Origin of the sequence: Nonomuraea sp. NPDC050540, assembly GCF_044457485.1 — a bacterium.
Lineage (GTDB): Bacteria > Actinomycetota > Actinomycetes > Streptosporangiales > Streptosporangiaceae > Nonomuraea.
The window spans coordinates 1,207,188-1,230,790 of record NZ_JBITHA010000001.1 but is presented as its reverse complement, the minus strand read 5'-3'; the positions used below and the strand labels follow the sequence as shown (position 1 = coordinate 1,230,790).

Here is a 23,603-nt window from a genome sequence, read left to right as displayed (position 1 = left end):
GCTCGGTCCGCGAGGTTGTTCGTACTTGCCGGATTTCGGGGTAGCTTCCTGGTCATGACGTCCCCCAGGGTTCTCGCGGTGGTGCTGGCCGGTGGAGAAGGCAAGCGGCTCATGCCGCTGACGGCGGACAGGGCGAAACCGGCGGTGCCCTTCGGCGGGATGTACCGGCTGGTGGACTTCGTGCTGTCCAACCTGGCCAACGGCGGCTACCTGAAGATCGTGGTGCTCACGCAGTACAAGAACCACAGCCTCGACCGGCACGTGTCGCGCACGTGGCGGCTGTCGGCGATGCTGGGCAACTACGTGACGCCGGTCCCGGCGCAGCAGCGGCTGGGCCCGCGCTGGTTCTCGGGCTCGGCCGACGCGCTGTTCCAGAACCTCAACCTGATCTACGACGAGATGCCCGAGCACGTGATCGTGTTCGGCGCCGACCACATCTACCGGATGGATCCGCGCCAGATGGTCGCCCAGCACGAGGCGTCGGGCGCGGACGTCACGGTGGCCGCGATCCGGCAGCCGCTGTCGCTGGCCGACCAGTTCGGGGTCATCGAGACCGACCCGGCCGGACGCAAGATCGTGGCTTTCCGCGAGAAGCCGAAGGACGCGGTGGGCCTGGCCGACTCGCCCGACGAGGTCTACGCCTCGATGGGCAACTACGTGTTCAAGACCCAGGCGATGATCGACGCGGTGCGCGAGGACGCCCTCGACCCGACCAGCAAGCACGACCTGGGCGGCAACATCATCCCGATGCTGGTGAAGTCGGGCGTGGCCGATGTCTACGACTTCGCCAACAACGTGGTGCCGGGCTCCAGCGAGCGCGACCGGGGGTACTGGCGCGACGTCGGCACGCTCGACGCCTATTACGAGGCCCACATGGACCTCATCGCCGCGCACCCGGTCTTCAACCTGTACAACGACCGCTGGCCCATCTTCACCGGCCACGACCCGCTGCCTCCGGCGAAGTTCGTGCACAACGACGGCGACCGGGTGGGCCGGGCGATCGACTCGCTGGTCTCCCCCGGCGTGATCGTCTCCGGCGGCACCGCGGTCCGCTCGATCCTGTCGCCGAAGGTGGTCCTCCACTCGCACTCGCTGGTGGAGGACTCGGTGCTGATGGACAACGTCAAGGTCGGCCGGGGCGCGATCGTGCGGAAGGCGATCGTCGACAAGAACGTGGTGATCCCGGACGGCGCCAGGATCGGCTTCGACCTGGACTACGACCGGACGCGCTTCGCCGTGACCAGGGGCGGCGTGGTGATCATCGGGAAGAACGAGATCGTGGACCGCTGATCCACAGCACCCGTCCGCCCTCGACGGGCACCGGCTTGTAGGCGGAGAACAGCGCCGCCTCCTGCAGCCCCTCGACGGCGGGCGAGCGCACCACGGCGGTGCGCGGGTCGAGGCCGAGAGCGTCCCAGTCGATCTCCAGCTTGACCTCGGCCGGCCCGTCGTGCCAGCTGCCGATGGCGACGAGGGAGCCGGCGGGCCCGACGTAGGTGGTCGCGCGGGCCTGCGACGAGGCCCGGACCGGCGCCGAGGGCGACCAGTAGCCGTACATCGCCGCGGACGGCAGGTCGCAGGCGTCGAAGAGCCGCCACATGCTCCGCGGGTCGCCGCCGCCGCCGTAGACCCGGCTGGTCATGCCGTAGACGAGGCCGCGCCAGGGGTGCCCGCCGTCCTGCAGCATGTCGCCCATCACGCCGAACGGGATGCCACACGTCTCGACCAGCCACTGGTCGGGGTGCGCGCTGTAGTCGAAGTACTCGCCGAACCACAGCCGGTCCACGTACGGCATGTGCTCCAGGTAGAGGTTGGCGCTGCTGGCGTAGCCGTCCTTGGCGTTGAACTGGTTGGCCGAGTGCAGGTCGATCAGCGGGGCGGGCCGCTGGTCCAGCACCCGCCTGACGCGTTTCATCACCTCGCGGTCGAAGCCGAGGTCGTCGAGGTAGATGCCGTCGACGCCGACGTTGCGCACCAGCCAGTCCAGGCCCTCGACGTAGAAGTTGTGCCAGCGCGACTGGCCGCTGGTGATGAGCGAGGAGTCGTCGGTGGCGGTGGCGAACCAGGCGGGCAGCCGCCCGTCGCCGACGTGCTCGCGCGACCAGGCGCCGCCGCCGCCCGGCCCGGCGGCGAGCACCTCGTCGCCCAGGCTGAGCAGCGCCCACAGCTCGGGCGCCCGTGTGGTCAGCTCGCGCACCGTGTAGTAGACCTTGCCGCGCAGGCCCGCCGCGTGCAGTTCGTCCACGTACTCCTTGAGCCGGTCGACGGCCAGGAACGGGTAGTTGATGTAGGGGTTGACCTCGGTGGCGTGGTGGGTGTTCACCACGGTGGCCCCGGCCTCCAGGACCTCGCGGGCGGGCCGGTAGGCGTGGAAGTAGCGTTCGCGGAAGTGGGCGGCGGTGTCGATCGGCTTGAACGGGGTCAGCGTCAGCCGTACGTCGAAGCGGAGCCTTTCCCCTGCCGCCATGCGCCGCGGCCCGCCGTAACAGAGCAGTCGCTCGTCGTCGAGGCGGACGCCGCCGCGCCCGCCGTTGTGCCACGAGCCGGGCAGCACGAGCGGACGCTGGTGGTAGAAGTTCGTGTTGAGCGGGCGCGTGTAGTGCTCGTCGCTCAGCCTGACCTGCACGCCGGCGTTGACCGCGCCGACCCATAGCGCGTCCTGGTTGCGGCTGACGTCCCAGCGCCAGTCGAGCTCGGCGCGCGCCCCTCCGGGCCGCCCCAGCCCCATCTGGTACGGCAGCGCCGCCAGCGGCACGCTCAGCCGGGTGTCGTCCAGGTCGGCATCGGCCCGCGCGGACAGGTCGAGCCGGTAGTCCAGCGTCCCGTCGAACTCCAGCCGCCCGTCGAGGTCGAGCGTCAGGTCCCCGGCCCGCCAGCGCGACACCCAGGTCACGGCCGCGGCGCTGCGGGAGGTGATCCGCCATCCGTCGCTCGCCCACGCGTGGCCGGGCACCTCGAAGCCGATCGGCCCCGACAGCACCTGCACGGCCTCCTGCCCGAGCGTCACCTCGGGCGTGAAGTACGAGGTCAGGGCGGCGGGCAGCCCGTCGGGGCCGAGCGTGACCGTGCGGCCGAGCACGCCGAGCCGCGCGCCGTCCACGGTGACCGGTGTGAACGGGCGCACCACGGTGTCGTCGGCGAAGCGCCGGGAGTCGAGCCAGCGCAGCCGTGACAGCTTGGCCGGATCGCCGTCGCCGTGGTCGTCGGAGGTCCGATCGCTGAGCTCCACCACGAAGTCGACCGTCAGCGGCTGCTCACCCTCCGTGAACACCCGGACAGTGAACTCGCTTTCGGAAATGAGCGCTCCGCACCAGAGCGCTTGCACTGTGTGCGCGCTCACATCCAGGCGCCGGGTGAAGTCGCGGCCGAGGTGGTCGGTGCCGCCGAGGGTGTGACAGGTGAAGCCCGGCAGGTCGCATTCCACGCGGACGTCGCGCAGGGGGCGGGAGCCGTACACGCCGATCTGGAAGGCGAGGTGGTCGCCGCGGTCGGCCCGCAGCCGGACGGGGCCGGGCTCGCGCTCCAGCCAGCGGGCGGGCAGGGCGCGCATCCGGATGGGGTGCTCGCGGCTCTCGCCGAACGCGAGGAAGCCCTCCTGCGCGGGGGCGGGACGCTCCATGTCGGTGTAGCGGTCGTGCTCGGTGCGGGCCTCGTAGGACTCCACCACGCACGTGTCCGAGGGGCCTTCGGGCAGGTCACCGGCGGGCGGGAGGTACTCGTGCTGAGGGTACTGCGGGGTCGCCGCGTTCTCGTACGCAGTGTAGTAGAGAACGTAGCGTCCCCTGCCATGGGTGGGCGCGAAGGCGTAGCCGCCGGGGACGGCGTGCGCGCGGCCGGCCTCCTCGCCGCCGGCCGTTCGCACGAGGCCGGAGCCCCGGTGGCGCTGGGGCGGGATCCATGGCACGGGCACCGTCACCAGCGGGCTTTCCGTCTCGACCAGGACGGTCACGCGGTGGTTGCCGAGCTCGGCGGGAGCCCAGAAGGAGACGGCCTCGTGGGGTTGCAGCATGGCGGACAGGCTAACGTGTGCCCAACGGTGATTAAAGATGTCTCTTTCATAAATACTGCGAACACTATTGACCAGGGCGGTTGGCATCTCGCACGATGTCGGATCAATCCCCCAATAATCCGGACGAAGGTGAGACGTGACGACGGTCGAGTCGGCAGTGCGCCCCCCACAGGGGCAACGCCGTACCGAGGGCGAGGCGAGCGGGAAGCGCGCCGGGCGCTGGCGTAGGGACAAGACCCTGTTCTTCCTCGCCTTGCCGGGTGCGCTGTACTTCGTGTTGTTCTTCTACATCCCGCTGCTCGGCAACGTCGTGGCGTTCCAGGACTACGCGCCGTTCCTGGGGTTCACCGGGAGCTCGTTCGTCGGGTTCGAGAACTTCACCGCGATGCTCGCGGACGAGGCCTTCTGGAAGGCGGTCGGCAACACGCTGGAGATCACCCTTCTCCAGCTGTTCCTGTACTTCCCCGCGCCGCTGGCGCTGGCGCTCCTGCTGCACGGCATGCTCGGCAACCGGCTCAAGCGCCTCGTGCAGACCGTGGTCTACCTGCCGCACTTCATGTCGTGGGTCATCGTCGTGGCCATGTTCCAGCAGGTCTTCGGCGGCGCGGGTTCGCTCAACATGTTCCTGCGCCAGAACGACATCGGCATCTTGAACATCATGAACAACCCCGACACGTTCTCCCTGCTGATGACCAGCCAGGTCATCTGGAAGGACTGCGGGTGGGGCACGATCATGTTCCTGGCCGCCCTGGTCGCCGTGGACCAGAACCTCTACGAGGCGGCGGCCGTGGACGGCGGCGGCAAGTGGCGCAGGTTGTGGCACGTGACGCTGCCCGGCATCAGGCCCGTGCTGATCATGCTGTTCATCCTGCGGCTGGGTGACATCCTCTCGGTCGGCTTCGAGCAGATCCTGCTGCAACGAAAATTCGTCGGCGCCAACGCCTCAGAGGTGATCGACACCTACGTCTTCTACAACGGCGTGATCGACGGCAACTGGGGGATCAGCACCGCCGCCGGCCTGATGAAGGGCATCATCGGCGCCGCGCTGATGCTCGCGGCCAACAAACTCGCGCACCGGCTCGGAGAGCAGGGGGTCTACAACCGATGAGGAATCCGTTCGCGCTGCCCCCGATGCCGCCGTGGATGGAAAAGCCCACGATCCTCGGCCGCGCCACCAAGGGCATCGCACTCACGATCATCTGCGTGCTCGTCCTCTACCCGTTCGTGCTCGCCGTCGGCACCAGCCTGGCCGGCGCCGACGAACTGCGCGCGGCCGGCGGCTGGGTGCTCATCCCATCAGAGCCGACGCTGGAGGCCTACCAGGTCCTGATGTCGGGCGGCGTGGTGACCAAAGCCGCGCTCGTGACGGTCGGCGTCACGGTGATCGGCACCGCGCTGAGCATGCTCGCCACCATCATGATCGCCTACGGCACCAGCCGCCCCGGCTCACTCGGCAGCCGCTGGATCGTGCTGATGATGCTGGGAACGTTCCTTTTCGCACCGGGAATCATCCCGAGCTTCCTCATGGTCAAGCAGCTCGGCATGCTCGACACCTACGCCGCTCTGGTCCTTCCGGTACTGCTCAACGCCTTCAACGTGATCGTGGTCAGGCAGTTCTTCATGAACGTGCCCGACGAACTGCTCGACGCCGCCCGCATGGACGGCGCCACCGACATGACGATCCTGCGCAAGGTGATCCTCCCGCTGTCGAAGGCGGTGCTGGCGGTCGTCGGCCTCTTCTACGCCGTCAGCTACTGGAACGCCTTCTTCAACGCGATGCTCTACGTCCAGTCGGACAAGTATCCGCTGCAGATGATCCTGCGCTCCTACATCATCGAGGCCGGCGAGATGAACGCCGGTGACCTCGGCATCGCCCACCTGCCTCCGGGTCAGGCGATCAAGATGGCGGTCCTGGTCTGCGCCGTGGCCCCCATCGTCTGCGTCTACCCCTTCCTCCAGAAGTACTTCGTCAAGGGCGTCCTCACGGGCGCCATCAAGGGCTAAAAGGAGCCTGCACATGAACCTCAACCGGCGTTCCTTCCTGGGCCTGGCCGGGCTGACCGCGGCCGTCGCGGTCACCGGCTGCTCCACCTCGGGCGGCGGCACTGCGGGCTCCAAGGCCGGGGCCGCGGGCGGCCCGCTGAAGATGCCCACGTACGTGCCGTTCGCGGGCCCGACCCCCGACCTGCCCGGCAACGCCCAGGGCCTGGACCCGGGCTTCCTGAAGTTCCCCGCGAGCCCGGTGAAGTCGGTCAAGGCGGTCCCCGGCGACGGCTCCACGATCACCGGCCTGACCTACTACGACGGCCCGATCGTGCCCCAGATGAGCGGCAACGCCTTCTGGCAGGAGGTCAACAAGCGCCTCGGCGTCACCTTCCAGCTCGACACCGGCAACGACGAGGGCTACCCGACGAAGTTCAACACGATCGTCGCGGGCGGCGACATCAAGGACTTCATGTGGGTGGCCCCGAACCAGGGCCTGACCAAGATCGCCCAGCTCGCCGAGGCGAAGTTCGTCGACCTGACGCCGTTCGTCTCGGGTGACGCGGTCAAGGAGTACCCGAACCTGGCCAACTTCCAGGAGATGACCTGGCAGGCCGCGGTGATGAACGGCAAGATCTGGGGCGTCCCGGTGCCCTACAGCTTCTTCGGCCAGGTCTACGCCGGCAACAAGAAGTCCTGGGACTCCGTCGACGGCTTCACCGCCAAGTCCCCCGACGAGCTGATCGAGAAGTTCAAGCAGCTCACCGACGCCAAGGCCGGACGCTGGGCGCTGGAGCCCGCCTACGTCAACGCCGTCGCCCAGTTCAACCAGATCTTCCGCGGCGTCAACACGTGGAAGCTGGAGGGCGGCAAGCTCACCCACATGTTCGAGACCCAGGAGTACGTCTCGGCCATCGAGATGGCGATCAAGGCGTTCCAGGCCGGTGTCTTCTACCCGGACCCGAAGATCACCGACATCGCGTCGAAGGTCGCGCAGGGCACGGTCGCGGCGCAGGTCCTGTCGGGCGCGGGCTGGGTCGGCGTCCCCAACCAGCCGGGTTACGGCACCGCCTGGGAGATGACCACGTTCGTCCCCTTCGGCCACGACGGCGGCAAGGGCGTGCACAACCTGGCCAGGGGCTCGGTCGGCTTCACCGGCATCAGCAACAAGAACGACGAGAAGAAGACCAAGATGCTGCTCAAGGTGCTGGACTACCTGGCCGCGCCGTTCGGCAGCGAGGAGTGGTTCTTCCTCAACTACGGCGTCGCCGGAACCCAGCACAAGATGGAGAAGGGCGCGCCGGTCAAGACCAAGGAGGGCGAGACCCAACTGGCCTTCAGCAACCAGCTGAAGTTCATGACCCAGTCGCCCGAGTTCCTCTACTACCCGGGCATGGACGAGACCACCAAGGCCATCCACACCGCCCAGCAGCAGTTGCTGGAGATCTCCCAGCCGAGCCCGATCCTCGGCCACTACTCCGAGACCAACATCGACAAGGGCCAGTCGCTCACCTCGAAGGTCTACGAGTACATCGAGGACGCCGTCACCGGCCGCCGGCCGCTGACGGACTTCAAGTCGGTCGTGGAGGAGTGGAAGAGCGGCGGCGGCGACAAGATCCGCAAGGAGTTCGAGGAGTCGATCGCCAAGGCGGGCTGATCTTCGCCGGGGCCGGTGTGGACTGCCACACCGGCCCCTCGCGTATCCAGGCGTCCGAAACTCTCCCCCAAACCCCGCCGAATCGGTAGAGTGCCCGGTCCCTGGACGAATAGGAAACACGCGTGAACGTGCAAGAAGCGCGCCAGGCGGCGGCGCGCTGGGTGGCGGGGATCGAGTGCGAGGGAGCGTTCCTCAGCGGGTCGGCGACCTGGCTCGCCCGTGACGACGACCTGCCGCCCGCCTCGGACGTGGACGTCTTCGTCCTCGTCGCCGAGGAGCGGCGCAAGCTGGGCAAGTTCCGCTTCGAGGGCGCCCTGCTGGAGGCCACCTACCTCACGTGGGAGCGCATTCCGTCGGCCGCGGCGATCCTCGGCGACTACCACCTGGCCGGGGCGTTCAAGGACGACAACGTGCTGGCCGACCCCACCGGGCGGCTGCGCGAGCTGCAGGCCGCCGTGGAGCCCGCCTGGGCCGAGCCGCGCTGGGTGCGCGAACGCCGCGAGCACGCGGAGAGCGGCATACTCAAGGGGCTGGCGGCCATGGACGAGGCGCAGCCGTACCCGATGAAGGTGTTGCGGCTGTTGTTCGCGACGGGCGTCACCACGCACGTGCTGCTCACGGCGGGGCTGCGCAACCCGACGGTGCGGCTGCGCTATCCGGCGGTGCGCATCATGCTCATGCCGTACGGCCGCGCCGCGCTCTACGAGCGGCTGCTGGAGCTGCTGGGCAGCGAGCACCTGTCCCCGGGCCGGGTCGAACGGCACCTGGCGGCGATGACCAGGGTGTTCGACCAGGCGGCCCGGGTGGAGGGCTCGCCGTACTCCTTCGCCTCGGACATCTCCCCGCAGGCCAGGCATATCGCAGTGGACGGCAGCCGGGAGCTGATCGAGCGCGGGCTGCACCGCGAGGCGATGTTCTGGATCGCCGTCACCTATGCGCGCAGCCTGCTCATCCTGGGCGGCGACGCCCCCGGCTTCCACGAGATGCTCGCCGACCTGCGAATCGGGTCGCTGGAGGAACGCGCGGACCAGGTGCGCGCGTTCCTGCCGAGGCTGCGGCGGGCGGCCGAGGGGATCATCGGGCGCCGAGCCGGCGCCGGGCCTCCTCCAGCTGGCGCATGACGGCGAGGCTGTCGTCCAGCGGCATGATCGTGCTCTCGGTGCGGCCTTCCGCGACGGCGCGGGCGACCTCGCGGACCTCGCCGCGGTAGCCGTTCTCCTCCGGGTCCAGCACGTGCTCCTCCGGCTCGGCGCCCGGCCTGGTCAGGACGATACGGCGGGGCGCCCAGAAGGCGGCGGGGATGTCGGCGCGCATCTCGGTGCCGATCACCGTGGCGCTGTTGGGGTGCGGGCTGAGCAGCGAGGTGTCCAGCAGCGCCCGGCGGCCGCCCCCGTAGGCCAGCAGCACGCCCGCCTCCGCGTCCACGCCGGAGGGGCCGAGTGAGCCGGTCACGTGCATGTCCACCGGCGTGCCGAGCAGCAGCTGGGCCAGCGCGAACGGGTAGACGCCCAGGTCGAGCAGGGCGCCGCCGCCCAGGGCCGGATCCCAGAGCCGGTGGGCGGGGTCGTAGGGCTGCGGGAACCCGAACGCCGCCTGGACCCCGCGGATCTCACCGAAGCGCTCGTCGGCGGCGATCTTCTGGATGAGCGGGTTGAACCGCATCCACATCGCCTCCATCAGGAACACCCCGGCTTCGCGGGCGAGGGCGACCATGCGCTCGGCCTCGTCGAGGCGGGCGGTGAGCGGCTTCTCGCACAGCACGGCCTTGCCGTGGGCGATGGCCGCGGCGGCGATCTCCAGATGCTGGGCGTGCGGGGTGGCGACGAAGACCCCGTCCACCTCGTCGGCGGCGCACAGCTCCGCGTAGGAGCCGAAGGCGAGCTCCGCGTCCAGCTCCTGGGCCAGGACGGCGGCGCGTTCCTTCGAGCGCGAGCCCACGGCGGACACGCGCATGCCCGGCTCGGCGGCGATGACCCTGCCGACGGTCCGCGCGATTCCGCCGGTGGCGGCGATACCCCATCTCATTCGGACACCTGCATCCTGAAGTCGTAACGGCTGGGCAGCGGGTTCTCCCTGCGTGCCCGTTCGGCGAGCTCCGGCGTGACCGGGCCGGTGCCGGACAGGCGGCGCTCGTGGTAGGCGAACCAGACGGCGTCCAGGGATATCTCACCTTCGCGAAGGTTGTCCACTTCGATGCCGCTGGTGAGAACGTTCCCGGCACGTTCCAGGTCGCCCGCGTCCAGAGCGGCCTGCGTCTCGATCAGCTGAACCCTGCCGCGGGAACGCTGCTCCGCGGGGAGCGCGTCGATGAGGGCCAGCGCATCGGCCGGGCGCCCGGCGGCGAGCAGCGCGCGCAGGGTCTCGACGGCGAGTTCCGGCACCTGCGGCGCCAGTGAACAGGCCTCGGCCAGCAGCTCAGCCACCTCAGACCGAGCGCCATCCGTCGCGGAGGCCGCGCCGTCCGATTCCAGGCGCGAGCCGGCGTCCGTCTCCGGATGCGGGCTCTCGGCTGTTTCCAGGCGCAGGCTCTCGGCCAGGCAGCGCAGCGTCCACGGGGTGCGCCGCAGAGCCAGGGACTCCTTCCACGCCGCGCGGGCGCCTTCGGTGTCGCCGTCGGCATAGCGGGCCAGGCCCAGGTGGTAGCGGGCGTGCCAGTCGGCGGGGTGCGCCTCCAGCAGCGCGCGCCACCTCGGCCCGGTCACCGGCGCGGCGGGCGGGTCGCCGACCGGCAGCCTGCCGGTCGCCAGCAGCTCCGCCCAAGGAGCCTGCTCCTCCCCCATCTCCCCGTACGGCAGGCCGTCCAGCTCGGGCAGCGCCCCGGCGGCGGCCTCCAGCGCGGCCCACCCGGACCCGTGGGCCAGCCGTACCGCCTCCCCGGAGAAGCCCTCGGCCTGCACTTCCAGCGTCTCCCGGGAAACGAGCCGGTCGAGCGCCTCCGACACCGCCGAACGCGCCTCGTCCCACGACCCGTGCACCCGGTCGGGGTCGGCTTCCAGGAGCCCGTACGCCTCCACCCAGGTCCACGACGTGTTGCCCGGCATCGGCACGTGCTCCAGCTGGGTACGCGCCAGCCCCGCCTGAATCTCCAGATAGCGCGAGCCCGGCCCGCTCAGCCACTCCTGCCAGCGCCGCCCGCCGGCGCCGGTGCCCCAGTGGAACAGCTTGCGCCCGCGCAGCGGGTCGGTCGAGGTCTGGACCAGGCCCCGGCCCCCGGCGTCGAGGGCGGCGATCCAGCGCCGCTCCGCCGGCGGGATCTCGAAGAAGTAGTCGGCCGAGCGCGGCACCTCGTCGGTATAGCTGCGGTCGATGCCGTCCAGCACCGGGAAGCCGACCACGCGCAGCTCGGCGGTGTAGTCGAAGTGGTGGGCCCGGTCCGCGGGCGCCACCACCCGCACGCCGGGCCCCTCGGGGACGGCGATGTTGGACCACCAGTAGACCGGCACCTCGGCGGGCGCCGGGTTGCGGATGGTGACCCGGACGAACAACACCGGGGAGTCCTCCGGCAGCCACGCGTCGATCTGCAATAGCAGGCGGCGCATCCGCTCGAACTCGTACAGCCGCAGCATCGGCGTCCCGTCCGCCCTGGTCAGGCGGACGGCGTGGAGAGGCGAGCAGGTCAGGGGCCAGTGGCCGGTGGCACCGAGGTTCCACTCGACGCCACCGGCCAGCCAGGCGTCGCGCAGGGCCAGGTTGGCGGGCTGGAGGATGGGGTTGCGGTGCAGCAGCTCCCGGCCGCTCCGGCGGTGCTCCAGTGACCACAGCCGCCCGCCGTACCCGGGCAGGAAGGTGGCGGTGAGCTGGGAGTTCTCGAGGACCACCACGGGCAGCTCGCGCTCGCGGCGGGTGCGCGCGTAACCGTCCTGCGGCGTGTACGGCAGCAGCGAGTACGGCTGGCCGTAACCGATCTGCGCGGTCATCTCGGGATCGGCGCCGGTGATGCCGGGCCTGACCCGGGTTCCGTGCAGGATCGGCAGCGGGCCGTGCCGGGGCGGATCGGTCGCGGGCAGGCGCAGCGTGCCGCCGCGCAGAGTGCTGGTCATGTGGTGGTCCCCGAGTGGGTGGATCGTCAGTTGCAGGTCGTGAGCTGGTGCATGCCGATGTCGGGCGTGCAGGTGACCGGGTTGCCGAAGTGGTCGCGGCCGCCGTTGGCCGCGATCTCCCGGCCCTTCTGGAGCGCGGGCGAGCCCTGCTGGAGCTTGCCCTCGTCGGTGAGGAGCGGGTCGCCGGTGACGGTTCCGGTCGCGCCGTCCGGTACGGCCACGCCGTTCAGGAGGTTGTTCTCCAGCTTGTATCCGCCGGAGCGCAGCTTGAACGCAGCCTTGCCGGTGCCCCTGGTCACGACGATGTTGTTGGCGAACAGGACGTTGCGCGGGTTGGCGTTGTTCTCGTTGATGACGGTCTGGGTGACGCCGTCGCCGATCACGAACGTGTTGTTGTAGATCGCGGCGCTCTCGATGCCGCCGCCGCAGTTCTCGACGCCGCGGAAGTGGTCGTTGACGCTGAGGTTGTAGCGCACGACCGCGTCCTTGATCTTCCCGGCGGCGTTGCACAGGAGCAGGAAGCCGCCCTGGTTGTCGTGGCTGCGGTTGTACTGGAAGACGGTGCCGAAGCCGTTCTCGTCCACGTCGAAGCTCATGCCGTCGCGGGTGGTCTCGCCGCCGCTGACCTCGTTGAACTGGATGACCACGTTGTCGGAGTTGTGGGTCCAGAGCCCGACGCTGTAGCCCTGGGAGCGGCGCTGGAAGCCGTGCACGCGGTTGTGCTCGGCCAGGGCGCCGGTGACGCTGCCCAGCACGATGCCGTCGCCGCCGACGTCGGTCACGGTGTTGCGCTCGACCTTGACGCCGGTCCAGGGAACGTGACGGTTGCCCGGCTCCCGGCCCCAGCCGGAGAGGTTCCAGGTGGAGAAGAGGAAGATGCCGGAGCGGTCGACGCTTGTGACCGTGTTGCCGGTGATCAGGACGTCGTCGAAGAGCGTGGGGGTGGTGTTGCCCTCGACCCACATGGTGATGCCGGCCGAGCCGTACTCGTCCTTGGAGTCGTCGCCGTTGACGTCGTGCACGTCGAGGTCGCGCAGCACGATGTGCCGGAGGGTACCGGCGTCGCGGGCGCTGACGCGCACGCCGCGGCGCTTGCCCGCGGTGGCGCCGGTGTTGGCGACGTCGAGGTTGGCGATCTCCCAGTGCTGCTGGTTGTGCAGCTTGACCGCGTCGTCGGCGCCGCCGCCCTGGATGCGGGGCTTGGCGCCGCGGCCGTAGGCGTCGACGCGGATCGGCGCGCCGGCCTGGCCCGAGCCCTGCGGGGCGAGGGCGCCGGTGCAGGTGGAGCCGCGCTTGAACAACACGCGGTCGCCGGGGCGCAGGGCGAGGGCGTTGACCTGGGCGAGAGAGGTGAGCGGACGGCCGACGGTGCCCTTGGGCGTCTTGCGCGACTGGCAGTCGACGTGAACGGCGCGGCCGTGGCCGAGGGTGGGCGTGCTGGGGGTGGGCTGGGCCAGTGCGGGCGTGGCGGTGAGCCCGACCAGCGCCAAACCGACAAGCAGAGCTTTCACGCGAAAAATCTCCTTATTTCCCAATGCCAACGGTCATGCCCTGGATGATGCGGGTGCCCAGCCACGAGAACAGCGCGACCATGGGGGCGAGGATGATGCAGATGCCGGCGAACATGGTTCCCCAGTCGCGCCCGGCGTACTGCTGGAGGCCGACGAAGTTGACCAGCGCCACCGGCAGCGTGATCTTGTCGTCGCTGGTCATGAGCGCGATCGCGAACAACGTCTCGTTCCACGCGCCGATGAACTGCAGCAGGAACGCGGTGATCAGCCCGCCCCGCGCGACCGGCAGCACGACCCTGACGAAGGCGCGCAGCCCGGAGGCCCCGTCGATGGCCGCAGCCTCCTCCAGCACCACGGGGATGCCGGCGAAGAATCCGGTCAGCAGGTAGACGGTGAACGGCATGGCCAGGCCGATGTAGACGACGGTCAGCCCGACGAAGCTGTCGGTCAGCTCCACCGCGGCCAGCCCGACGAACAACGGCACCAGCAGCACCTGCCCCGGCACACCGAGGCCGAGCGCGAAGGTCATGGTCAGCGCGTTCGAGGTCCTGGTACGGCGGCGCGCGAGCGCGTACGCGGCGGGTGCGGCCAGCGCGACGGCGATCAGGGAGGAGACGGCGGCGACCCCGACGCTGTTGATCGCGGCGCTGCTGAAGCCGCCGTCGGCCCAGGCCTTGGCCCAGTTGCCGCCCTGCGGCGGCACCGGCAGCCCGAACGGCTCGTTGAAGATCGACTGGGTGTCGCGCAGCGAGGTGACGAAGATCCAGGCCAGCAGCGCCAGGTCTGCGGCGACCAGGAGCCAGACGATCGTGTGCCCGATCCGCCTCACAGCGACACCCGCTCCCTGCGCATCATCCGCCGCAGGATCAGCACGAACACGCCGACCATGATCAGGCTGACGACGGCGGCCGCGGCGGCCAGGCCCAGCTTGGGCACCGAGCTGCCGGGGAAGGCGGAGTAGTAGACGTACATGGCCGTGGTCCAGGTCTGGATGGGCGCGCTGCTGACGGTGGCGCCGCCGCCGAACAGCAGCACGATCTCGAAGACCTTCACCGAGCTGACCGTCCAGAGCACCGCGCAGACGCTGACGACCTCCCACGACAGCGGCAGCGTGACGTGCCGGAACCGCTGCCAGGCGTTGGCGCCTTCGAGCTCGGCCGCCTCGTACAGGTAGGTCGGGATCTGGTCGACGGCGGCCATGATGATCGTGGTGTAGTAGCCGGTGGCCGTCCACACGATGGTGGCGATGATCATCGCGGGCAGGTTGTCGATCGACAGCCACTTGGGCACCGCGTCGATGCCGAGCAGGTTCAGCATCTTGTTGACCGGCCCGGTCGGCCCGAACAGGAACCCGGCCGCGATCCCGAAGACCAGCGCGTTGACCAGGCACGGGAAGAAGAGCACCGAGCGGGCGAACATCTTGCCGGCCATCTCGCGCAGCGCCAGCGTGAGCAGGAAGCTGATCGCGAAGGTGGCGACACCGCCCACGACCAGGATCTTCACGGTGTTGATCACCGAGTGGTGGAAGGCCTGGTCGTCCAGCAGCGTCTGGTAGTTGCCCAGGCCGCGCCACTGCATGGCGCCCATGCCGTCCCACTTGTACAGGCTCGTCCAGGCGGCGTAGGCGATCGGAGCCAGGAACAGCAGGGCGTAGAAGGCCAGCGCCGGGCCGACGAACGGCCAGAACAGGCGGCTGGCCTGCCGTTCCAGCGGGCCCCCGCGGGCCGCGCGGGCCCGCCGGGGTGCGGCCATGGAGGTGACCGCCACTAGCCGTTGGCCTTCCAGTAGGCGAGGTGGCCTTCCTTGGCCTTGGTGATGAACTGCTCGGCCGTGGCCTTGCCCAGCCACAGCTCGCTGAAGGCGGGGAAGAGCGCCTTGTCGAGGTAGTCGCCGGAGACGCCGTCGATGGGCAGGCGGCTCGGGCTGTCGGTGAGCAGCTTCTGCGCGTCGAGCAGTTCCTCGGGGGCGGGCACGTCGGCGCGCGGGGTGATGTTCTTCGCCTCGGTCGAGATGCCGGAGATGTTGTCCTTCTTCAGGAAGTAGGCGATGAACTTCTGCGCGGGCTCGGGGTTCTTGGCCCGCTTGGGGATGGCGAACCCGAGGGGGATGATGTCGAGTTCGGTGTTGTTGCCCTTGGTCGTGGGCACCGCGAACTCGCCGACCTTGAAGCCGCTCGCCAGGTTCTTCTGCGCCTCGCTGGGCACCCAGGTGCCGTCCAGGTGGAAGGCGGCTTTGCCGGTGGCCCAGTTGGTCTGCTGGGCGGGGTACTTGCTGGCGTCGTAGCCCTTGAGGATGTGGCCCGCCTTGACGAACGCCTCGATGCGCTTGGCCGTCTCCAGAATGCCCGGCTGGTCCCAGGCGGCGCCGCTCTTGTCGTTGACGATCTTGCCCATGGTGCCGGGGCCGTTGTCGCGGACCAGCAGGTAGTCCATGAACAGGAAGTTGGTCCAGGTGTTGTCGCCGTCGGAGGCGACGCACGCCTTGTCCTTCGCCTTGAGCGTCTCGCAGAGCTTGACGAAGTCGTCCCAGGTGGCGGGGGTCTTGGCCAGGTCGGCGTCGGCCTTGTTGTAGTAGAACACGGCCGAGTTGAGCACGTAGGGGACGATCCAGCGGGTGACGCTGTCGGGGTCCTTCGGCATCGCGTCCAGGTACTTGGCGGGGATGACCTCGGAGACCTTCTTGCCCTCGCCGGGCACCTCGCTGTCGTAGACGGGGGTGAGGTCCCGGGCCTGGCCGGTCGAGGCGAGCAGCGAGCTGATCACGTCGAAGCCGTTCTCGACCAGGTCGGGCGCCTTGTTCGCGGCGATCGCCGGGCCGATCTTGGTGCGGATGTCGCGGCCCTGCCACTCGACCGTGACCTTGGTGCCGGTCTCCGCCTGGAACTTGTCGATCGCGGCCTTGATGACCTTGGCCTGCGGCTCGTTCTCCTTCCACATCGACCAGTAGGTGAACTGGCCGCCCTTCTCCTCCGTGGTGCTCTTGTCGCCGCCGCCGCAGGCGGTCAGCGCCACGGCGGCCACGACACCGGCCGCCAGGACCTTGGGTGCGCGCATATCGGTTCACCTTTCGCGATTACCTGTTGCGGCACCCTAGAACCGGCTTAAAGCGCCAAACAAGGCAGTACATGCAACGCTTTGATCACATCGTGCACTAAGCGACGCTTTTTGCGCATAAAGATGCACACTCCTGCAAGGAGTGCGAGAAAAGCTGCACTGGAGGTGCTGAAAGACCTCAGGAGGCGAAGACGGTCAGTACTGCTTGACGCTGTAGTCGTAGCGGCACGGCAGGCGCGAGGCGTGCGTGTGCGGCTGCCCGTGGTAGTCCCACCACAGGGCGTCGAGCGAGTCCTCGCCCTCGCGCAGGTCGTCGACGACCAGGCCGGTGTCGAGGATGCGCCGGGCCCTGGCCCGGTCACCGCCGTCCAGGGCGGCCCGGCACTCCAGCAGCCGGATGCGCCCGTGCCAGCGGTCGGCCGGGCCCAGCTTGTCGATCAGCGCGAGCGCGTCGGCGGTGCGGCCGCCGGCCAGCAGCGCCGAGAGCGTCTCGATGGTCAGCGGGCGCAGGCGCGGCGAGAGCGCGTGCGCCTTCAGGTAGAGCTCGGCCGCCGCGCCGGGCTCCGGCTCCAGGACGGCCAGGTTGCGCAGCGCCCACGCGTTGGGCGCGCACTCCAGCGACGCCTCCCAGGCGGCGCGCGCGCCGTCGTGGTCGCCGTCGTGGTAGAGGTTCACGCCCAGGTGGAACCGGGTGAACCAGGTCGGCTCCGCCGCCTCGAGAAGGGCCCGCCACTCGGGTCCGACGGTGTAGGAGGAGGGCGGCAACGCCGGGGCCGGGGTCGGGATGAAGCCCTTGCGCACGAGCGAGAGCCACGACTGCTGGTCGCGGCCGATCGTGGTGTCGGCGAACGGCGTGGCGGGCAGGTTCAGCGCTCTGCTGCGCCGCTTGGCGAGGGCCCGGCGTTCGAGCGCGCCCCATCCGCTGCCGACGTGCAGCGTCTCCTCCGGTACGGCTGCCGCCAGCCGTACCGCCTGCTCGTGCTCGGACACCAGCCGGTCGCGGGGGATCAGCCGCTCGACCGCCTCGCCCGCACCGGCGGCGGCGCGCTCCCACTCGCCGTGCGCGTCCTCGACCTCGGCCAGCCCGTAGGCCTCCGTCCAGGAGAAGGCCGAGCGGGGCGCGAGGCGGACGTGTTCGAGCTGCGTGCGCGCCAGGCCCGCCTGGATCTCCAGGTAGGGGCGGTCGGGGCCGGACAGCCAATCCTGCCAGTTGCGCCCGGCGGGGCTGGCGCCCCAGCGGAAGTGCTTGCGCCCGCGCAGCAGATCGGTGGAGACCTGCGCCAGCCCGGCGCCGGACTCGTCGACGGCGGCGATCCAGCGGCGCTCGCCGTCGGGCAGCTCGTAGAAGAAGTCGGCGGCCTGCTCGTTGCGGCCCGGGTAGGACTGGTCGGAGTCCTGCCAGCTGGGCACCGGCACGCGGCGAAGGCGGCCGTCGTAGGAGAAGTGGTAGGCCTGGCTCGCGGGGGCGAGCACGCGCGTGCCCGGGGTCTGCGGCACGGCGGCGTTCGACCACCAGTAGACCGGCGCGTCCACGGGGAACGGGTTGTACACGCGCACGTGCACGAGCAGCACGGGCGAGCCGGGCGGCAGGCACGCGTCGATCTGGTAGACCAGGCGCCGCAGCCGCTCCCACTCGTACATGCGCAGCACCGGCACGCCGTCCGGCCTGGTCACGCGGGCCGCGTGCAGGGGCGCGCAGGCCAGCGCGGTGTGGCCGAACGTGCCGAGGTTCCACTCCACTCCCCCGGCGAACCAGGCGTTGCGCAGGCCGAGGTTGGCCAGTTGCAGGTGCGGCGGGCGGTGCAGCAGTTCGCGGCCGGTCGGCTGGTGGATCAGGGAGCGCAGCCGCCCGCCGTACTCCAGGAGGAACTCCGCGCGCAGCACGCCGTTGTCGAGCACAGCCGTCTTCAGCTCCCGCTCGGCCCGCTCACGCCCGTAGCCGTCCTGGAAGGTGTACGGCAGCAGCGACCCGGCATGCCCATAGGCCAGCTGAGCGGCCATCTCGGCGTCGGCCGCGGTCGTCTCGAGGCCGCCGCGCGGGTCGGTCAGCGTGTGGAGCGGCGGCAGCGGGTTCTCCGGGCCGAGCGGCGAAACCGGGAGCCGGACAGAGGAGATGCTCAGCATTTCGGCATATCTTTGCACATATCGCGCATTAGCTGCATGATTGGCCAGGTGAACCGGTACGAACGCTGGAACGTCCTGCTGGAGATGGTCGCCGAGGCCGGGCAGCTGGACGTCGTCGAGACCGCCGAGAAGCTCGACGTGTCGACCGCGACGATCAGGCGCGACTTCGACGAGCTGGCCGCGCAGCAGTTGCTCACCAGGACCCGCGGCGGCGCGATCGCGCACAGCGTCTCCTACGACCTGCCGCTGCGCTACAAGGTCGCCCAGCACGCGCCGGAGAAGCAGCGCATCGGCTCGGCCGCCGCCGCCCTTGTACCGGAGGGCTCGACGGTCGGCCTCAACGGCGGCACCACGACGACCGAGGTGGCACGCGCCCTGGCCACCCGCGACCTCGGCGGCGACCAGCGCGGCCCGGCGCTGACCGTGGTGACCAACGCCCTGAACATCGCCCACGAGCTGGTCGTACGCCCCCACCTGCACGTGGTCACCACCGGCGGCTCGGCCCGCGCCCAGTCGTATGAGCTGGTGGGCCCGGTGGCCACCGGCATGCTGGAGCGCATCGCGCTGGACGTGGCGGTGCTCGGCGTCGACGCCCTCGACGTGGACCACGGCGCAAGCGCGCACAACGAGGGTGAGGCCGCCATCAACCAGCTCATGGCCGCCAAGGCCCGCCAGGTGATCATCGTCGCGGACGGGTCGAAGCTGGGCAAGCGGGCCTTCTCCCGCATCTGCCCGCTGGCCCAGATCGACGTCCTGGTGACCGACTCGACCGCGCCGGCCGACCTCACCGCCCGGTTCGCGGAGTCCGGGGTGCGGATCGTTCAGGTGTGACCCCGGCGGGCTTGGCGCGTACGTGCATGCGCTCCCCCTGGCGGCCGAACAGGCTGAGGATCTCCACCGGCCCGTCGCCCGCGCTGCCGAACCAGTGCGGCAGCCGGGTGTCGAACTCCGCCGCCTCCCCCGAGCCGAGCACGATGTCGTGGTCGGCCAGCACGAGGCGCAGCCGTCCCGACAGCACGTACATCCACTCGTAGCCCTCGTGCGTGCGCGGCTCCGGGATGCACTGGTCGGCGGGGATCACCATCTTGTAGGCCTGCAGCCCGCCGGGCTGGCGGGTCAGCGGCAGCACGGTGCGCCCGTTGACGGTGCGCGCCACCACCCTGACCCGGGGGTCGCCCACCTCGGGCGCGCCGACCAGTTCGTCCAGCGGGACCTGGTGGGCCTGGGCGATCGGCAGCAGCAGCTCCAGGCTGGGCCGGCGCTGGCCGGACTCCAGCCGTGACAGCGTGCTCTTGGAGATGCCCGTGGCCTCGGCCAGCGCGGACAGCGTGACCCCGCGCTCGGTCCGCAGCCGCTTGAGCCGGGGCCCCACCTGGGCGATGACGTCTTCCATACCCCCATTGTCCCGGATACGGCAACCGGCGTTGCCAGGCCGCGCGACCGATGCAAGCCACGCGACCGGTGCGGCCACGCGACCGAGGTTCCGCGCGACCGGCGTTCCGCGCGACCGGCGTTGCCGGGCGGCCGCCCCCGCGCGCCGCCCGGCCCCGTCGCCGGAACCGCTAGGCGGCGAAGAAGCCCCGCATCGCGTGGGCGACCTGGGCCGGGGCGCTGTCGTTCGGCGCGTCGTGGGTGAGTCCGGGCAGCTCGACCAGCCGCGAGGCCGGGATGACGTCGTTCAGGACGGCCGCGGCACTCAGCAGGTACGCCGGCCCGCGCTCGCCGGTCAGCAGGAGGGTCTCGGCGGCCGTGTCCCGGTAGCGCAGGCCGTCGGAGTCGAGCCTCAGCACCTCCCGCATCTCGGCGGGCACCCGGGGCAGCACCTCCACGTACCCCTGGCGGCGCTCGCCGCGCAGCGTGAGCGCGATCATGGTCTTGATCAGCCAGAGCGGCAGCCCGCCGAACGGCCCCGCCATCTCCAGCCCCTTGATCTGCCGGGCGAGCGCCTCCAGCGTGCGGCCCTCGGCGACCGCCCGTTCGAAGGCGGGCAGCCAGTCCCGGGGCAGCCCTCCGCTGACGCTCACGGCCGGTTCGTAGGCGGCCAACTTCTCCACTGGGTGCCGCAGCGCGGTCTCGAGCGCGACCAGCCCGCCGGAGCTGTGCCCGAACAGGCGCGTGGACCCGGTCTCCGCCATGACCGTGATGACGTCGTCGCAGACCCGGTCGATGCTGTAACCGGCGAGGCGGGTGTCGCGGTCCAGGAGGTGCACGGTGAAGGAGTCGGCCAGATACCAGGCCAGCGCCCGGTATCCGCGCCCGGCCACCCGGCCGCCGCCGAGGACGACGATCCCGGGTCCGGTTCCGATGCTCTCGTAGCTGATCAGCGTCCCGTCCGCTGAGGCGAGCTTTGTCATGCGCGATCACCCACTCTGTCGGCGTATCGTGAGAGACGATATATCGCGTCTTCGGAGAGAGTCAAGATATATCGCGTCGATGGCGGGCTCATCGGATGCCAAGATGGAGGGGATGACTGATGACCTGCCCCGGGAGCGATCACGGCGGCGGGTGCTGGCAGGCGCGCTCGCGGGGGCGGCGGCGCTGACCGTTCTGGGAGTGGCCGCGCTGCGCCGCGACCCCGGTCCGAGCGCGGGACCCGCCGAGCCCGCCACGCCCGGCCCCGCTCCCTCCTCCGGCGCCTCCGTGCCCTCCCCTTCCACGCCCTCCCCCACCGCCTCGGACGTGCCCACCTGGGTGGGCCCGACCGCGCCCGGCGTCGAGGCGGGCCTGTCCCTGGGCCGGCCGGGCGCGCTCGTGGCGATCGAGGAGTTCGGCGACTTCAAGTGCCCGAGCTGCCGCCGCTACGCCCGCGAGATCGCCCCGGCGCTCAAGACCCAATACCTGGACACCGGCATCGCCCGCCTCTTCTGGCGCGACTATCCGATCAGGGGCCGCGACTCCACCCGCGCCGCCCACGCCGGCCGGGCCGCCGCCCGCCAGGACCGCTTCTGGCCGTTTCACGACGTGCTCTACTCGGGCGAGGTGGCGCTGAGCGACGCCGGTCTGCGCGAGGCCGCCGTTCGGGCCGGGCTCGACGTCGCGCGTTTCGAGCGTGACCGCAAGGATCCGTCGGTACGGCAGGCCGTACAGGCCGACCTGGAGTTCGCGCTCCAGCTCGGCCTGCCCGGCACGCCCGCCTTCCTCATCAACGGCGAACTGCTGTTCGGCGCCCAGCCGGTGGCCGCCTTCCAGAAGGCGATCGAGAAGGCCAGGCGGGCGCGTTGACCGAGATCGGCTACGCCGCCGCGTTCCTCGGCGGCCTGTTCTCGCTGGTCAGCCCGTGCGGCGCGATGCTCCTGCCGGCCTTCTTCTGCTACGCCTTCCCGACCGGCCGGGCGCTGGCGGGCAGGACGGCGCTGTTCTACGCCGGGCTGTGCGCGGTGCTGGTCCCGCTGGGCATGGGCTCGGCCCTGGCCAGCCGGGTCTTCTACGGCCACCGCGAGCTGCTGGTCACGGTGGCCGGGTGGGCGCTGATCGGCTTCGGCGTGCTGCAGATCGCCGGGCAGGGCTGGACGCTCGGGCCGGTGGAGCGGCTGCGCTCCCGGCTGGGCGGCGACTCGCCCTGGGCGGTGCTGGGGCTGGGCGCGGTCTCCGGGCTGGCCGGGTTCTGCGCGGGCCCGATCCTGGGCGCGGTGCTCACCGTGGCCGCGGCCTCGGGTGACGCGGTGCGGGGGGCGGTGCTGCTGGCCGTGTACGCGGCCGGGATGGCGGCGCCGCTGCTGCTGCTCGCCCTGCTGTGGGAGCGCTACGACCTGGGGCGGCGCCGGTGGCTGCGCGGACGCGGGGTCGAGCTGGGGCCGGTCGGGATCGGCCGGCTGCGGATCGGCCCCGTTCGCCTGCACACGACCTCCACGCTGTCGGGGCTGGTCTTCGTGGCGCTCGGCGTGGTGTTCCTGGTGACCGACGGCACCGCCGCGCTGGCCGGGCCGGTGCCGGAGGGTTTCGAGGACCGGGTCGGCGCGTGGGCGGCGGGCGTACCGGATCTGGTGCTGGTCGGGGCCGGGGCGGTGGCGCTCGTCGCGGCCACCGTCTGGGGTCTGGCCCGCGCCCGCCGATGACCGGACGGGGACGGCCCAGCCAGGCTCCGGCTGACCAGGGCCAGAAGCCAGCCCGGGACGAGGCCCGGGAACAGGAGCAGGGCGGGTCAGGCTTCGGCTGACCAGGACGTCGTCTGGGGGCCGGTCGGCAGGTCCACGCGGAAGCGCGGCAGCGACTCGGGATGGTGCTCGCGCACGTACCCGACCAGGTGCTCGCGCACGTCGCACTTGAGGTCCCACGCCGAGGCCGAGTCGGCGGCGCTCATCAGCGCGCGCAGCTCCACCAGGCCGTTGGGCAGCACGTCGGTCACCTGGAGGGTCCAGTCCTTCTGGTCCCAGAGCGGGTTCTCCTGGATGAAGCGGTACAGTTCCTCGCGCAGGGCGTCGACCGGCACCGCCCAGTCCACCCGCAGGTGAACCACCGCCAGGACCCGGCTGCCGTGCCGGGTCCAGTTCTCGAAGGGGTTCGTGGTGAAGTACGAGACCGGCAGCACCAGCCGCCGCTCGTCCCACAGCCGCAGGACGACGTAGGTGAGCGTGAGCTCCTCGATGCGGCCCCACTCGTTGTTGACCACGACCACGTCGTCCAGGCGCAGCGCGTCGCTGAAGGCCAGTTGCAGCCCGGCCAGCATGTTGCCGATCGTGGACTGGGCGGCGATGCCGACGATCGCGCCGGCGATGCCCGCCGAGGCGAGCAGACCGGCGCCGAGCGCGCGTACCTGCGGGAAGGAGAAGAGCATCGCACCGAGCGCCACGACGATGATGACGGCGGTGGCGACCCGGCGGACCAGCGCGATCTGCGTCATGATCCGCCGGGCGCGGCGGTTGCGCTCGCCCTCGACCAGCACGAGGCGGTCGAGGATGACATCCGTGACGGCGTAGGAGGCGCCGACGATCAGCCAGGTGACGCAGGCGATCGTGATCAGCCCGAGCACCCGGTCGACGCTCTCGCCGATCGTCCGCTCCTGGGGCGTCCCGCCGAACATGGCGGGCACGAAGGCCACGTTGGCCGCGATGACCACGGCCGTGGCGTAGCCCGCCCACGTGCAGTGCTCGACGAGGTGCCTGGCCAGGCCCCACTTGGCGCCCGCCCTGGACAGCAGCCTGCGGGCCACCTCCACGACGATGATCGCCCCTGCCACCGAGAGGGCCAGGATCGCCCAGGTCGACACAGTCACTCCTCACCTGTCGC

19 protein-coding genes are annotated in these 23,603 nt (G+C 70.6%); 8 read left to right on the top strand and 11 right to left on the bottom strand.

The annotated features are described in order from the left end of the window. The first annotated feature begins 54 nt into the window (after nt 1-54). Nucleotides 55-1,290 carry a glucose-1-phosphate adenylyltransferase gene (glgC, locus tag ACIBI5_RS05545; RefSeq protein WP_379623734.1) on the top strand — a complete coding sequence of 412 codons (1,236 nt, stop codon included), beginning with the start codon at nt 55-57 and terminating at the stop codon, nt 1,288-1,290. Here the strand turns inward: glgC and ACIBI5_RS05540 are convergent. After that, nucleotides 1,259-4,009 carry a glycoside hydrolase domain-containing protein gene (locus ACIBI5_RS05540; RefSeq protein ID WP_397243456.1) on the bottom strand — a complete coding sequence of 917 codons (2,751 nt, stop codon included), beginning with the start codon at nt 4,007-4,009 and terminating at the stop codon, nt 1,259-1,261. The two genes, glgC and ACIBI5_RS05540, sit on opposite strands and share 32 nt — an antisense overlap. Nucleotides 4,010-4,145: 136 nt before the next feature. Between ACIBI5_RS05540 and ACIBI5_RS05535 the strand changes: the two genes are divergently transcribed. From ACIBI5_RS05535 to ACIBI5_RS05520, 4 genes are all read left to right on the top strand, one after another. Continuing rightward, nucleotides 4,146-5,117 carry an ABC transporter permease gene (locus ACIBI5_RS05535; protein WP_397097121.1) on the top strand — a complete coding sequence of 324 codons (972 nt, stop codon included), beginning with the start codon at nt 4,146-4,148 and terminating at the stop codon, nt 5,115-5,117. After that, nucleotides 5,114-6,013 carry a carbohydrate ABC transporter permease gene (locus tag ACIBI5_RS05530; RefSeq protein WP_397243454.1) on the top strand — a complete coding sequence of 300 codons (900 nt, stop codon included), beginning with the start codon at nt 5,114-5,116 and terminating at the stop codon, nt 6,011-6,013. Before ACIBI5_RS05535 ends, ACIBI5_RS05530 begins: the two co-directional genes overlap by 4 nt. Nucleotides 6,014-6,026: 13 nt before the next feature. Further along, entirely contained in the window at nt 6,027-7,649 is a 1,623-nt protein-coding gene (locus ACIBI5_RS05525; protein WP_397243452.1) for a substrate-binding domain-containing protein, read from the top strand. Nucleotides 7,650-7,771: 122 nt separating this feature from the next. Then, nucleotides 7,772-8,770 (top strand): hypothetical protein, encoded by a 999-nt coding sequence (locus ACIBI5_RS05520; protein ID WP_397243450.1) that lies wholly within the window; start codon nt 7,772-7,774, stop codon nt 8,768-8,770. Here the strand turns inward: ACIBI5_RS05520 and ACIBI5_RS05515 are convergent. From ACIBI5_RS05515 to ACIBI5_RS05485, 7 genes are all read right to left on the bottom strand, one after another. Beyond that, nucleotides 8,724-9,674, bottom strand: a complete 951-nt coding sequence (locus tag ACIBI5_RS05515) for a Gfo/Idh/MocA family protein (protein WP_397243448.1) — start codon at nt 9,672-9,674, stop codon at nt 8,724-8,726. The genes ACIBI5_RS05520 and ACIBI5_RS05515 overlap by 47 nt on opposite strands. Further along, nucleotides 9,671-11,689: a DUF5107 domain-containing protein gene (locus tag ACIBI5_RS05510; RefSeq protein WP_397243446.1), complete on the bottom strand. Its 2,019-nt coding sequence runs from the start codon at nt 11,687-11,689 to the stop codon at nt 9,671-9,673. The genes ACIBI5_RS05515 and ACIBI5_RS05510 overlap by 4 nt, the downstream gene beginning before the upstream one ends. Before the next feature lie 26 nt (nt 11,690-11,715). Next, a complete protein-coding gene (locus ACIBI5_RS05505) occupies nt 11,716-13,200 on the bottom strand; it encodes a right-handed parallel beta-helix repeat-containing protein (protein ID WP_397243444.1) in 1,485 nt (494 codons plus the stop codon). A 13-nt stretch (nt 13,201-13,213) separates the two neighbouring features. Next, a complete protein-coding gene (locus ACIBI5_RS05500) occupies nt 13,214-14,029 on the bottom strand; it encodes a carbohydrate ABC transporter permease (protein WP_397243442.1) in 816 nt (271 codons plus the stop codon). Then, nucleotides 14,026-14,952 (bottom strand): carbohydrate ABC transporter permease, encoded by a 927-nt coding sequence (locus ACIBI5_RS05495; protein WP_397243440.1) that lies wholly within the window; start codon nt 14,950-14,952, stop codon nt 14,026-14,028. The genes ACIBI5_RS05500 and ACIBI5_RS05495 overlap by 4 nt, the downstream gene beginning before the upstream one ends. A 14-nt stretch (nt 14,953-14,966) precedes the next feature. Beyond that, on the bottom strand, nt 14,967-16,253 hold the full coding sequence (locus ACIBI5_RS05490) for an extracellular solute-binding protein (protein WP_397243438.1): 1,287 nt from the start codon (nt 16,251-16,253) through the stop codon (nt 14,967-14,969). Nucleotides 16,254-16,448: 195 nt separating this feature from the next. Further along, entirely contained in the window at nt 16,449-18,377 is a 1,929-nt protein-coding gene (locus ACIBI5_RS05485; RefSeq protein WP_397243436.1) for a DUF5107 domain-containing protein, read from the bottom strand. A gap of 48 nt (nt 18,378-18,425) precedes the next feature. Between ACIBI5_RS05485 and ACIBI5_RS05480 the strand changes: the two genes are divergently transcribed. Further along, nucleotides 18,426-19,208: a DeoR/GlpR family DNA-binding transcription regulator gene (locus ACIBI5_RS05480; protein WP_184962234.1), complete on the top strand. Its 783-nt coding sequence runs from the start codon at nt 18,426-18,428 to the stop codon at nt 19,206-19,208. Here the strand turns inward: ACIBI5_RS05480 and ACIBI5_RS05475 are convergent. Next, on the bottom strand, nt 19,162-19,770 hold the full coding sequence (locus ACIBI5_RS05475; protein ID WP_397243434.1) for a helix-turn-helix domain-containing protein: 609 nt from the start codon (nt 19,768-19,770) through the stop codon (nt 19,162-19,164). The genes ACIBI5_RS05480 and ACIBI5_RS05475 overlap by 47 nt on opposite strands. Nucleotides 19,771-19,939: 169 nt before the next feature. After that, entirely contained in the window at nt 19,940-20,731 is a 792-nt protein-coding gene (locus ACIBI5_RS05470) for an alpha/beta fold hydrolase (protein WP_397243432.1), read from the bottom strand. Nucleotides 20,732-20,843: 112 nt separating this feature from the next. Between ACIBI5_RS05470 and ACIBI5_RS05465 the strand changes: the two genes are divergently transcribed. Next, the gene (locus ACIBI5_RS05465) at nt 20,844-21,599 is read left to right on the top strand and encodes a DsbA family protein (protein ID WP_397243430.1); all 756 of its coding nucleotides are present in this window, start codon (nt 20,844-20,846) and stop codon (nt 21,597-21,599) included. Continuing rightward, on the top strand, nt 21,596-22,432 hold the full coding sequence (locus tag ACIBI5_RS05460; RefSeq protein ID WP_397243428.1) for a cytochrome c biogenesis CcdA family protein: 837 nt from the start codon (nt 21,596-21,598) through the stop codon (nt 22,430-22,432). Before ACIBI5_RS05465 ends, ACIBI5_RS05460 begins: the two co-directional genes overlap by 4 nt. A gap of 86 nt (nt 22,433-22,518) precedes the next feature. Here ACIBI5_RS05460 and ACIBI5_RS05455 read toward each other — a convergent pair whose 3' ends face one another. Then, entirely contained in the window at nt 22,519-23,583 is a 1,065-nt protein-coding gene (locus tag ACIBI5_RS05455) for a mechanosensitive ion channel family protein (protein WP_397243426.1), read from the bottom strand. Nucleotides 23,584-23,603 lie beyond the last annotated feature (20 nt).

What these genes read in the sequence shown, in the direction of transcription:
- glgC (WP_379623734.1), top strand. Translation starts at nt 55, where the DNA reads ATGACGTCCCCCAGGGTTCTCGCGGTGGTGCTGGCCGGTGGAGAAGGC.
- ACIBI5_RS05540 (WP_397243456.1), bottom strand. Translation starts at nt 4,009, where the DNA reads ATGCTGCAACCCCACGAGGCCGTCTCCTTCTGGGCTCCCGCCGAGCTC.
- ACIBI5_RS05530 (WP_397243454.1), top strand. Translation starts at nt 5,114, where the DNA reads ATGAGGAATCCGTTCGCGCTGCCCCCGATGCCGCCGTGGATGGAAAAG.
- ACIBI5_RS05525 (WP_397243452.1), top strand. Translation starts at nt 6,027, where the DNA reads ATGAACCTCAACCGGCGTTCCTTCCTGGGCCTGGCCGGGCTGACCGCG.
- ACIBI5_RS05515 (WP_397243448.1), bottom strand. Translation starts at nt 9,674, where the DNA reads ATGAGATGGGGTATCGCCGCCACCGGCGGAATCGCGCGGACCGTCGGC.
- ACIBI5_RS05510 (WP_397243446.1), bottom strand. Translation starts at nt 11,689, where the DNA reads ATGACCAGCACTCTGCGCGGCGGCACGCTGCGCCTGCCCGCGACCGAT.
- ACIBI5_RS05495 (WP_397243440.1), bottom strand. Translation starts at nt 14,952, where the DNA reads ATGGCCGCACCCCGGCGGGCCCGCGCGGCCCGCGGGGGCCCGCTGGAA.
- ACIBI5_RS05490 (WP_397243438.1), bottom strand. Translation starts at nt 16,253, where the DNA reads ATGCGCGCACCCAAGGTCCTGGCGGCCGGTGTCGTGGCCGCCGTGGCG.
- ACIBI5_RS05485 (WP_397243436.1), bottom strand. Translation starts at nt 18,377, where the DNA reads ATGCTGAGCATCTCCTCTGTCCGGCTCCCGGTTTCGCCGCTCGGCCCG.
- ACIBI5_RS05475 (WP_397243434.1), bottom strand. Translation starts at nt 19,770, where the DNA reads ATGGAAGACGTCATCGCCCAGGTGGGGCCCCGGCTCAAGCGGCTGCGG.
- ACIBI5_RS05470 (WP_397243432.1), bottom strand. Translation starts at nt 20,731, where the DNA reads ATGACAAAGCTCGCCTCAGCGGACGGGACGCTGATCAGCTACGAGAGC.
- ACIBI5_RS05465 (WP_397243430.1), top strand. Translation starts at nt 20,844, where the DNA reads ATGACTGATGACCTGCCCCGGGAGCGATCACGGCGGCGGGTGCTGGCA.